Raw genomic sequence first — 10,971 nt, 5'->3', positions numbered from 1 at the left:
CTCTGCCGCCGGGCTCCCCAGTCGGCTTAAACTGAGAGCGCAGTGGATCAGACCAACGTGGCTGTAGGCTTGCGGAAAATTGCCCAACATGCGTCCGGTCAGTGGATCGAGCTCTTCCGCGAACGCCGCGCGGCCGGATTCAGTCTGGAATTCGGTCTCAAGGATGAGCGTGCCTGGACGATAGCGTCGTCGCGCGCCGAGAGTTGAATCCTTTGGGGCAATCAGCCACCGGCCGTTATCAACCTCTCCCAGCAGGGCGGCAAAGCAGGCAGCCGAATCAAAACGCGGCCAGCACAGCCAATCAATCGAGCCGTCGCGCCCGACCAAAGCAGCCGTATGACAGTCGCCTATCAAGGCATAGTCTTCGATTCGAAGCGTCATTGCACGTCTCTCGCGCAGTCGGGGGCCGGACGCAAGTGGGCAGGCTTGCCCCCCGCAATTGCAGGCAATGATAGCCGATGCATGTGCATGTCATAGCGGCCGCGTCGGCGCCCGGCTGGGCATTCGTTCGTCGCCGGCCGCAGCCTGGTCTACGAACCAGATAAGTTCGCCGATCGGCCGTACCCGCGACGCAGGAGCCTCGCTGTCCCCGGCGCGGATTGCCCGCAAGATCGGAGCCTTCTCCCGACCCGTCACCAGAAACGCCACACGCCGGCTGCTATCGATCACCGGATAGGTCATGGTGATGCGGGCCTCGGGGCGCCCATGCGCGACAGCCGCCACCCATCGCTGCCGCTCCTCCAGCACCGGTTCTCCAGGCAGCAGCGAAGCCGTATGTCCGTCGGCGCCAAGGCCAAGCAGGGTCACATCGAACAGCGGACGGGCAGGGTCGAGAATCGTCCCGCCGTACGCTTCCTGCAGAGTCTGCTCATACCGCATGGCCGCGTCCTGCGGGCTTCCGTCGATCGGGACAGGGCAAACATTCTGCGCTGGCACCGGCACCTTCGCGAGCATCGCCTCGCGCACCATGCGATAGTTGCTGTCGGGATGGTCGTAGGGAACGAAGCGCTCATCTCCCCAATACCAGAAGACACGCTGCCAGGGGAAACGGCCGCTGAACTCATCAGACGCGAGAAGTCGATAAAGCGTCTCTGGAGTCGACCCGCCGGAAAGCGACACCCGAAACGCGCCGTTCGCGGCGAGCGCAGCCAACGTCATCCATTCGGCCACATGACGGGCCAGTGCCATCGGATCGGGAAGTATTTCCAAGCGACCACTGATCTTGCCCATGCTGCTACCTCAATCAGAAGCACCCAGAATGAAGCGCTCGATCGCCTTGGCGAAACCCTCGTCATTGTAGGAGTCCGTCGTAGCGTCGGCCTGCTTTTTCACGTCATCGGAGGCATTGCCCATCGCGATGCTTAGACCGGATCGCTTGAACATCAGCACATCGTTGGGCTGATCGCCGATCGTGGCGATCTCCTGGATCGGCACCTCCATGTGGCTCGACAGATACTCCACGACGGCACCCTTGTTCGCATCCTTGTTGGTAATGTCGAGATAGTAGGGCTGCGACCGCGCCGCCGTCGCGCGCTGTCCGAAGGACGTTCGGGCCTCCGCCTCGCAGCGCTGCACCTTGTCGTAATCGTCGCTGACACCGACGATCTTGGCAACGTGGTCAAGCTCTTGGCCGAGATCCGCCACGATCTTCGGCTCGAATTTGACCGTCCAAGCTTCGCGGGCGACGTGCGGGGCGTCGGCCTTCGCGATCAGCCAGTCATTGCCGCGGTAGACCCAGGCGTCGAGGCCGTGCTCGCGAATGAGGTCGATCGCCTGCCTCGCCACATCGGCAGGGACCGTCTTTTGCTCCAGGATCTTGAGATCCCGTTCGACGAACAGCCCGCCGTTGAAGCCGGCGATCGCCGTGTCGAGCGCGAGCTGGTCGAACAGCATGGCCATGCCGAGCGGCGGCCGGCCACTGGTAATTGCAAAGCGGATGCCGGCGCGTCGCAGCTCCCCGACGGCGCTCTGCGCGCGCTCCGTCAGCACCTTCTCCTCGTTGACCAGCGTGCCGTCCACGTCCGCCAACACCAGGGAAATCTTCCGCTTCGCCGCCATCATGACCTCCTTGACATCAGCTCAGTCCAGCGACCGCCAGGCGCGCCCATCGCGCGCCAGCAACTCCTCGGCCGCGGCGGGGCCGCTTCCGCCCGCGGCATATTTCGGAAAATCCGGGGGCACGTTGTCCGCCCAGACGTCAAGGATGGGTTGAACGGCTTGCCAACCGGCCTCGATATTGTCGGCGCGCTGGAACAGGGTCGCGTCGCCAATCATGCAGTCGAAGATCAGCGTCTCGTATCCGGTGCTGGGTTCGATCCTGAAGTAAGTCTTGTAGGCAAAGTCCATGCTGACGGAGCTCAACTTCATGCTTGGACCAGGGCGTTTGGCTGCGAATTCGAGCGCGATGCCCTCGTCGGGTTGGATACGCAGAATCATCCAATTGGGATTCATTCGCTCCACGTCGGTGCCGCGGAACAGGGCGTATGGCGCCTGATGAAATCGGACCGCGATCTCCGTCACACGGCGCTTCAGATATTTGCCTGTGCGCAAGTAGAACGGAACGCCAGCCCAACGCCAGTTGTCGATCTTCAGCTTGCAGGCCATGTACGTCTCGGTATTCGAGTCGGGGGCGACATCAGGTTCCCTGCGATACGCCTGCACCGCTCGATCGAGGACAGTGCCGGCGTCGTACTGGCCGCGCACGACATCGTTGAGCGCCCGCGCGGGCTCGAAGGGATGGATGGCTTGGATGATCTCCGCCTTCTTGGCCCGAACCGCATCGGCATCGAATGATATTGGCGGTTCCATGGCGGTCATCGCCAGCAGCTGGAATACGTGGTTCGGTACCATGTCGCGCAGCGCTCCGGTCTTCTCGTAGAACCTGCCCCGGTGCTCGACACCGACGGTCTCCGCCGCGGTGATCTGGACGTGGTCGATGTGCTGGCGATTCCACACCGGCTCGAACAGGCCGTTGGCAAAGCGCAGCGCCATGATGTTCTGCACCGTTTCCTTGCCGAGGAAATGGTCGATCCGATAAATCTGATGCTCCTGCAGCGCAGTCAGGATCTGGGCATTGAGTGCCTTGGCCGAGGACAGGTCGTGGCCAAACGGTTTCTCGATCACCACCCGCCGCCACTGCCCATCTCTTTCGGTGACGAGGCCGGCAGCCGCGAGCCTCGTCACGGCCACGCCGAAGAAGCGTTCCGCGACGGCGAGATAGAAAAGGTAATTGCCTGCGGTGCCGGCGGTCTTGTCGAGCTTGGCCAAATGCTTGCCCAGCCGGTCGTAGGTCCCGGGATCGTCGAGATCACCCTGCAGGTAGCTCATGCGCTCGGCCAGCCGATGCCAGGCGTCCCGATCAGGCCGGCCGATCTGGAACTCGCCGTCCTTCCCGACAAATTGCTGCATCGTGTCGGTGAGGCCCTTGCGCCACTCCTCGGCAGTCTGGTCGGCGAGGTCGACACCGACGAGCCGAAATTCGTCGGGTAGCCGCCGCGCAGCAACCAGGTTGTAGAGCGCCGGCACCACCAGGCGTTTCGTCAGGTCGCCGGCAGCGCCGAATATCACCATGGCGCATGGCGGGGCGACCACAGCACTCTCGGTCTGAGAGCTTTCAACCTCGGTCAACTGACTTTGCCTGCTTGACATGATCGGGTGCTTCTTTCGTTACTCGCGGCCGAGGAGCTCCATTGCCGTCGCGACGATCCGCAGAGCGTGCGGATCGTCGTGATCGCCAGTTGATCAAGCTCTTCGGGGGTCATTCCACTAGACTCCGTTACTACGGCCGCGTTTCGATCGGCTGCGATCAAACCTGTTTTTCGAGATGCCCGCCGAACTCGTAGCGCATCGCCGACAACAGCTTGTCCGCGAAATCCGCCTCGCCACGCGAGCTGAACCTCTCGTAGAGCGCAGCGGACAGCACATGGACGGGTACCCCCTCATCGATGGCGGCTTTGATGGTCCAGCGACCTTCACCGGAGTCGGACACCCTTCCCGCGAAGGTCGACAGCGCGGGATCCCGGATCAACGCTGCAGCCGACAGATCAAGCAGCCAGGAAGCGATGACACTGCCGCGGCGCCAAACTTCCGCGATCTGAGCCAGTTCGAGATCGTATTGAAAGTGTTGGGGATCCCGCAGCGGCGTCGTTTCGGCGTCGACCACGCCCGGCTTTTTCCCGGCATTGGCCGCCTTCAGGACCGCAAACCCCTCCGCATAGGCCGCCATTACACCGTATTCGATGCCGTTGTGCACCATCTTGACGAAGTGGCCCGCACCATTGGGGCCGCAATGGAGATACCCTTGCTCCGACGTTCCGCCTGCGTTGCCGTCGGCCTGGTCGCGTCCAGGCGTACGCGGAATGTCGCCACGACCCGGTGCGAGGGTGGCGAAGATCGGGTCGAGATGCCTCACCGCGTCGGCCTCGCCCCCGATCATCATGCAATAGCCGCGCTCGAGACCCCAGACGCCACCGCTGGTGCCCACATCGACACAATGAATGCCCTTGGTCGCCAGTTCCTTGGCGCGGCGGATGTCGTCGACGTAGTAGGAATTGCCGCCGTCGATGACGACATCGCCGTGCTCAAGGTGGGGAAGCAGCTCAGCGATGGTTTCGTCCACGACGCCGACCGGGACCATCAGCCAGACTGCGCGAGGCTTGGTCAGGCTCCCGACGAACGCCGCCAATGAAGCGGCGCCGATGGCCTTCTCCTTCACCAACTCTTCTACCGCTTTTGCGGACCTGTCGAACACGACGCATTGATGCCCGCCCCGCAAGAGGCGGCGCACCATGTTCGCTCCCATCCGGCCCAGACCGATCATTCCCAGTTGCATGGGTCAGCCCTCCTGCTCATGTTTCAATCCGGCACCACGCCCAAAGCAAGCATCGAGCCAAACGCCAGACTCAAATGAGCCGTGGTGATCGAACAGCGGGATATCAGGCGCGCGGTCATATCCCTGTGGCATCAGGCGGATGCCTTGAGCTTGCGATAGCGCCGGATCAGCGCGTTGGTCGAGCTGTCATGATCGAGCTTGGGTTCGGTTTCGCTCTCGATCTGCGGAATGATCTGCTGGGCGAGCGCCTTGCCCAGTTCCACACCCCATTGGTCAAACGAATCGATCTGCCAGATCGCTCCCTGGGTAAAGACACTGTGCTCGTAGAGAGCGACCAGCTTACCCAGCGCCGCGGGTGTCAAGGCCTCCAGCAGGAGGGTGTTCGACGGACGATTGCCCGCGAATAGCCGATGCGGCACAAGCCCGTCGGGCGTGCCATCTGCCTTGACCTGCTCGGCCGTCTTGCCGAAAGCGAGCGCCTCGGTCTGGGCGAAGACATTGGCGAGCAAGATGTCGTGATGTCGGCCCAGCCGGTTCAGGCTGCGGGCAAACGCGATGAAATCGCAGGGTATCAGCCGGGTGCCCTGATGGATGAGCTGATAAAAGGAATGCTGGCCGTTGGTCCCCGGCTCGCCCCAGTAGATCGGCCCGGTGTCGTAATCCACGATGACGCCGTCGCCGGTCACGTGCTTGCCGTTGCTCTCCATGGTGAGCTGCTGCAGATAGGCCGGAAAGCGCTTCAGATACTGCTCATAGGGAAGCACCGCGGCGGTCTGCGCGCCGAAGAAATTGTTGTACCAGACGGCGAGCAGACCCATCAGCACCGGCAAATTGCGCTCGAACGGTGCAGAGCGGAAATGCTCGTCGATTTCATGAAAGCCATCCAGCAGCGAGCGGAAGCCATCCGGGCCGATGGCCAGCATCGTCGACAGACCGATCGCCGAATCCATCGAGTAGCGACCTCCGACCCAATCCCAAAAGCCGAACATGTTGGCAGTGTCGATGCCGAACTTCGCCACCTCCGCGGCATTGGTCGAGACGGCGACGAAATGGCTGGCAACGGCAGCCTCCTCGTCTTTCAGGCCGGCCAGCAGCCAGTCACGCGCCGTATGGCCATTGGTCATCGTCTCCAGCGTGGTGAAAGTCTTGGAGCAGATGATGAACAGCGTCTCGTCGGGATCGAGATCACGCACCGCCTCGGCGAAATCCGTGCCATCGACATTTGAGACGAACCGGAAGGTGATGGCGCGCTCGCTGTAATGCATCAGCGCTTCATACGCCATCACCGGTCCGAGATCAGATCCGCCGATGCCGATATTGATCACGTTGCGGATGCGCTTGCCGGTATGCCCCTTCCAGACGCCGCTGCGGAGTCGATGAGCGAAATCCGTCATTTTGTCGAGAACGGCATGGACCTCGGGCACCACATTGCGTCCATCGTGAATGATCGAAGCGCCGCGAGGTGCGCGCAGCGCGACGTGAAGCACCGCGCGGTGCTCCGAGACGTTGATGCGGTCGCCCCGGAACATGGCTTCGATGCGGTCTCGCAACCCCGATTCCTCGGCAAGCCGCAGCAACAGGGTCAAGGTTTCGTCTGTGATCCGGTTCTTGGAATAGTCGAGATAGATTCCCGCCGCCTCGACCGCGAGCCTGTCGCCGCGCTTGCGGTCCGCGGCGAAGAGTTGCCTGAGGTGGAGGTCCTTCACGATTTGATAGTGTTGTTCCAGCGCCGCCCAGGCGGGTCGCCTGCGCAGAGCCGAAACGCTCGTCGACTGCTTCCTCACCTGCTCCGGTGAACTCTTGCTCTGAACCACTGCCACCATCTCCTCATGACATGCATATTTATGGGAACGCCTGTTTCTCGATCGAGTCTTAGCTTGCCTTGGCAAGTACTCCGCTCCTGGCGGAAATCGCCTTCATCAGTTCGTCCCAGGATTTGACGAACGACTTGGCGCCATCGTCCTGCAATTTTGCCGCCAGCGCATCGATGTCAACGCCGGCTTTCGCGAATTGCGCCAGTACGTCCTCGCAGTCGCCGCCATCGGCCGGAAGGATGTCTCCGATATCGCCGTGATCGGCAAAGGCCTTCGCGCTGCCTTCGGGCATGGTGTTGACCGTGAACGGCGCCGCCAATGCCTTGATGTAGAGGATGTCGGAGGCGGCCGGGTCCTTGGTGCCCGTGCTCGCCCACAACAGACGTTGCGGCCGGGCGCCTTCGTTATAAATTCGCTGCGAACGCGCCGAGCCGAGCAGTTCGCGGTATGCCTTGTAGGCCCGCTTCGCGATGGCGATGCCGAGCCGGTTGCGCAGGGACTCGGGGACCTTGCTTGCGACCGCCGCATCCCAGCGGCTGACGAACAGTGAAGCGACGGAGCCGACATCGGGACTGAGACCGGCGGATATGCGTCGTTCGATGCCGCGCAGATATGCCTCCGCGGCGGCGACATACTGCTCGCGGCTGAAGAGCAACGTCACGTTCACGGGCACCCCGGCGAAAATTGACTCCTCTATCGCCGGCAAACCCTCCTTGGTCCCCGGTATTTTGATGAGGAGATTTGGGCGTTGCGCCCTCGCATGCAGCTCCCTGGCTGCGGTGCTGGTGCTCGCTGAGTCGTGAGCCAGCAGTGGCGAAACCTCAAGCGATACCCACCCATCGACCCCGCCGGTGCGATCCCACACTGGTCGAAACATGTCGGCGGCCTGCGAGAGGTCTTCGATCGCCAACTCGAAGAACAGTTTTTCGCCCGACTTTCCCTCCTTGAGCTTGGCACGGATCGCAGAGTCGTAGGCGGAGCTGCGGCTAATGGCCTGGTCGAAGATTGTCGGGTTCGACGTAAGTCCGGTCAACGACAAATCGTTGATGTAACGCTTCAGAGTCCCGCTCGTCAGCAGGTCGCGGTTGATATTGTCGAGCCAGACGCTCTGGCCAAGTTCATGAAGCTTTTGGGTGGCTTTCATCGCTTGCTCTCCGCATGATGTTGTGTCCAGATTGGTTGTCCCGCAAGAAGGGTGTCGGGTTGGCGGCCTTTGCTGTCGCAGCTCTTTCGGGAGCGCCGGCCCAACATGGGCAAGTGAAAAAGGGGCCGGCCGCCGCCGAGTTTGAACCGCATGTTTGCACGCTCCGGCGTGCCCAGGAATTATACGGGAGTGTTATGGGTCTTCTGGGGTACTGGATGGTCGCCGCTTCAGCGCGGCGACTGGGTCTGCGTGACCCCCGACGACTATGGCAATCCCGTGCACGGCGCCATCCTCGCCTGGACGGCTGATGAAATCGTCATCCGGCACCAGGATCCGTCGGTCGGCAAGGTGAACGTGCACTTTCCGCGGGTCGGCTTCGACGTGGCTCCCGCGCAGAGACTGGCCGCCTGAGAACTGCCCAGGGGAGGAGCGGATTTAGGGGCGAGCGTTGCTGAACAACTGCTGCTTGCTCCCGCAGAGCAGAGCCGTGCAAACATGGCCGACCGTTGGTCGGACGTTCGACGATAGAGTTGCAAACCGCTGTTTTATCGTTACGTCCGAAAAGGCCGCCGATTCCACGACGGAAAGGCAGAGATCGCAGGCAAATCGACGAGCAGCATTGATCTGCCAGGCACGAGCCTGACTTGCGGAGAAGGCCCCGCGCATCCGGCGTTCTGAACTTGCCGAGTTTACCCGTGCGCAATAATGTGACCCAAGATCCAACGGATGGGCCGGAGACGGGCAATGATGACCATCCCCGAGTTCGATGCTTTCGTCGAAAGCATGGCGGAGGGCAAGAACTTCGAGTTGTTCGACGGGACGCCGCTGCTGATGAGCAACCCGAGCGAGACGCGCGAACAGATCGCGTCGAACATCGGGGCCAACCTCAAGCTCGCAATGGACAAGCGCGGCTGCCGGACCTATCAGGGCGGCATGATGGTGCAGGCTTCGGCCAACTCCACCGGGCGCGACAAGTTCAGGCCCGACGTGGTCGTGCGCTGCGGCCCGCCCAGCAACAACACGTTCATCACCGATCCGATCGTCGTGGTCGAGGTGCTGCCGCCATCGACGATCGAGCGCGACCGCGGTCCGAAACTGGAATTCTACAAGAATCTGCCCACTGTCCAGCACGTCGTGCTGGCCTACTCGGACCAGATGCGGGTCGAGTTCTATTACAGGGTCGAGAACGGCTGGGAGATGCGGGTGCTGCCGACCCGGAAAGCATTCTCGATCTTGATGCAGTGGAGTTCAGTATGGACCTGGAGGCCGTCTGCTTCGACGTCCCTTTTGACAAAGCCCCCCGGCCTCGGACGAGGTCAGGGGGCTTTGGCCCGCACGTCTGACGAGATGGCAGCAATGACGCTATCCCTCCTGCGATCGAGTCGTTCTTTCGTAGTCCGCATAAGCCTTTGATTAGCTGGTGGGCCCGGCAGGACTCCAACCTAGAAAGCAGGTGCCTTCGTCGAGGTCGATGTTCGTCGTCAGCACCCGCGCCTTCAGATCAGTTGGCACGGGATTGAGATAATAAGCCGCAGAGAGCGACCATCCCGCCTTTCCCAGCCAGAGGAAACCGCGGTTGCGCAAGTGATCGTCGACATTGGAGATCAGCACGTTGAAGACGACACGCCGATAAAGTGCGTGGGCATCTGTCTTTCCCTGAATTGCGTGAGGATGCAACAATGCCACTGATTTGCCCGACGCGTCAAAATGTTTTTGCGGGATCGGTCAAAGCATCCCCGCCAGCGACACCCTGTTACTTTGCATGGGGTTGTTTTCGATATTTTTGGCATGCCGAGCAGCAGCTCGCGTGCACAGCCCGCCTTCGCCCGATGGGCTTCGGCGCGGCAGCCTTCACTCGGCTATTGCGAGCGAAGGCTGGTGGGCCCGGCAGGACTCGAACCTGCAACCAGACCGTTATGAGCGGCCGGCTCTAACCATTGAGCTACAGGCCCCGCCGCAAGCGGCCGCTGTCGCGGCCGGCAACGGTGCTGGAGACCCCTTACAATGTGGCCCGCGATCCGGCAATGGCGCGTTTCCGCCCCGCAAAGGGAGGCCCGTCCGGGTTCTTCGTTCAATCCACGGAAACGCCGGCGAATTTCACCACCTTGCGCCATTTCTCGGTCTCGTCGGCGATCAGCTGGCCGAACTGCGCCGGGGTCATCGGCTTCGGGATGCCGCCGATTTCGGTGAGCCGGGCCACCAGCTTGGGATCTTTCAGCGCCTCGCCGACCGCCTGGTTGAGGATCTCGACGATCTCAGGCGGCGTGCCCTTCGGCGCGGAGATGCCGTAGAATCCGACCGACTCGAATCCCGGCACGGTCTCGGCAATGGCGGGAACATCGGGCAGGCCGGGCCAGCGTTGCGGCGAGGTGACGCCGAGGGCGCGCACATTGCCGCCGCGCGACTGTACGAGCGCCGTCGGCAGGTTGTCGAAGATCAGCTGCACCTTGTTCGACATGATGTCGGGAAATGCCAGCGCCGATCCGCGATAGGGCACATGGACCATGTTGATCCCGGTCATCGCCTTGAACAATTCCGCCGACATGTGCACCGAGGTGCCGTAGCCGGAGGAAGCGTAGGAGACCTTGTCCGGATTGGTCTTGCAGTAGTCGATCAGCTCCTGAACTGATTTGACCGGCATGGCGTTCGACACCACCAGCATGTTGGTCAGTTGCATGATGCTGGCGACCGGCGCGGTGTCGCGGATGAAATCATAGGACAAATGCTTGTAGAGCGAGGTCGAGATCGCGTTGTTGGGCCCGACGAACAGCAGCGTGTAGCCGTCCGGCGGCGCGTTGATCGCGGTAGCGGCCGCGATATTGCCGCCGGAGCCGGCCCTGTTCTCCACCACGAACTGCTGGCCGAAATGCTCCGACAGCCACTGGCTCATGATCCGCGCCACGATATCGACCGGTCCGCCGGGCGCGAAGCCGATCAGCCAGCGCACCGGGCGGCTTGGATAGTCGGCGGCGGTGGACGGCGTGGCGCCGGCCATGACGCCCGCCAGGCCAACCAGACCGAACATCGCGGCGCGCAAGAATGCCATCATGGTCTTCCCCTCACCTTCATCGAACGCATGATCGACAGTGCTGGACTTGGCACCACAGCCCTAACCATGCTTTCACAGAAACAGGAATTTGCCTACACTGCCTGCTTCCGGACGGCTTAACGTGGCAGCGCCA

10 protein-coding genes, 1 tRNA gene and 1 pseudogene are annotated in these 10,971 nt (G+C 62.0%); 2 read left to right on the top strand and 10 right to left on the bottom strand.

Features of this window, described 5'->3' with window-relative positions; translation table 11 throughout:
- The 7 genes from ABSG20_RS23790 to tal form a co-directional block, all read right to left on the bottom strand.
- Nucleotides 1-381: trehalase-like domain-containing protein (locus ABSG20_RS23790; RefSeq protein WP_423866950.1), on the bottom strand; the 381-nt coding region annotated here is incomplete at its 3' end.
- Between the two features lie 90 nt (nucleotides 382-471).
- Nucleotides 472-1,230 carry a 6-phosphogluconolactonase gene (pgl, locus tag ABSG20_RS23785; RefSeq protein WP_423866949.1) on the bottom strand — a complete coding sequence of 253 codons (759 nt, stop codon included), beginning with the start codon at nucleotides 1,228-1,230 and terminating at the stop codon, nucleotides 472-474.
- Between the two features lie 9 nt (nucleotides 1,231-1,239).
- Nucleotides 1,240-2,058, bottom strand: coding sequence for a Cof-type HAD-IIB family hydrolase (locus tag ABSG20_RS23780; protein ID WP_423866948.1), 819 nt, complete (start codon nucleotides 2,056-2,058; stop codon nucleotides 1,240-1,242).
- A gap of 21 nt (nucleotides 2,059-2,079) precedes the next feature.
- Nucleotides 2,080-3,570, bottom strand: coding sequence for a glucose-6-phosphate dehydrogenase (gene zwf, locus ABSG20_RS23775; RefSeq protein WP_423866952.1), 1,491 nt, complete (start codon nucleotides 3,568-3,570; stop codon nucleotides 2,080-2,082).
- Between the two features lie 235 nt (nucleotides 3,571-3,805).
- Nucleotides 3,806-4,831: a phosphogluconate dehydrogenase (NAD(+)-dependent, decarboxylating) gene (gnd, locus tag ABSG20_RS23770; RefSeq protein WP_423866947.1), complete on the bottom strand. Its 1,026-nt coding sequence runs from the start codon at nucleotides 4,829-4,831 to the stop codon at nucleotides 3,806-3,808.
- A gap of 131 nt (nucleotides 4,832-4,962) precedes the next feature.
- Nucleotides 4,963-6,585: a glucose-6-phosphate isomerase gene (pgi, locus tag ABSG20_RS23765; protein WP_423866951.1), complete on the bottom strand. Its 1,623-nt coding sequence runs from the start codon at nucleotides 6,583-6,585 to the stop codon at nucleotides 4,963-4,965.
- 118 nt (nucleotides 6,586-6,703) lie between these two features.
- Nucleotides 6,704-7,789: a transaldolase gene (gene tal / locus ABSG20_RS23760; RefSeq protein ID WP_423866946.1), complete on the bottom strand. Its 1,086-nt coding sequence runs from the start codon at nucleotides 7,787-7,789 to the stop codon at nucleotides 6,704-6,706.
- Between the two features lie 150 nt (nucleotides 7,790-7,939).
- Between tal and ABSG20_RS23755 the strand changes: the two genes are divergently transcribed.
- Nucleotides 7,940-8,200, top strand: coding sequence for a hypothetical protein (locus ABSG20_RS23755; RefSeq protein ID WP_423866945.1), 261 nt, complete (start codon nucleotides 7,940-7,942; stop codon nucleotides 8,198-8,200).
- Nucleotides 8,201-8,533: 333 nt separating this feature from the next.
- Nucleotides 8,534-9,202, top strand: coding sequence for a Uma2 family endonuclease (locus ABSG20_RS23750; protein WP_423866944.1), 669 nt, complete (start codon nucleotides 8,534-8,536; stop codon nucleotides 9,200-9,202).
- 30 nt (nucleotides 9,203-9,232) lie between these two features.
- On the opposite strand, the pseudogene ABSG20_RS23745 reads toward ABSG20_RS23750, so the two are convergent.
- The 3 genes and pseudogenes from ABSG20_RS23745 to ABSG20_RS23735 form a co-directional block, all read right to left on the bottom strand.
- A pseudogene (locus ABSG20_RS23745) lies at nucleotides 9,233-9,457 on the bottom strand (HipA domain-containing protein); the annotation flags it as partial.
- A gap of 208 nt (nucleotides 9,458-9,665) precedes the next feature.
- A tRNA-Ile gene (locus ABSG20_RS23740) sits at nucleotides 9,666-9,741 on the bottom strand.
- Between the two features lie 119 nt (nucleotides 9,742-9,860).
- The gene (locus ABSG20_RS23735; protein ID WP_423866943.1) at nucleotides 9,861-10,835 is read right to left on the bottom strand and encodes a Bug family tripartite tricarboxylate transporter substrate binding protein; all 975 of its coding nucleotides are present in this window, start codon (nucleotides 10,833-10,835) and stop codon (nucleotides 9,861-9,863) included.
- Nucleotides 10,836-10,971 lie beyond the last annotated feature (136 nt).

This window comes from Bradyrhizobium sp. (assembly GCF_049512235.1).
GTDB lineage: Bacteria > Pseudomonadota > Alphaproteobacteria > Rhizobiales > Xanthobacteraceae > Bradyrhizobium.
The sequence above is the reverse complement of the archived record's forward strand: the minus strand, read 5'-3'. Positions and strand labels throughout refer to the sequence as shown.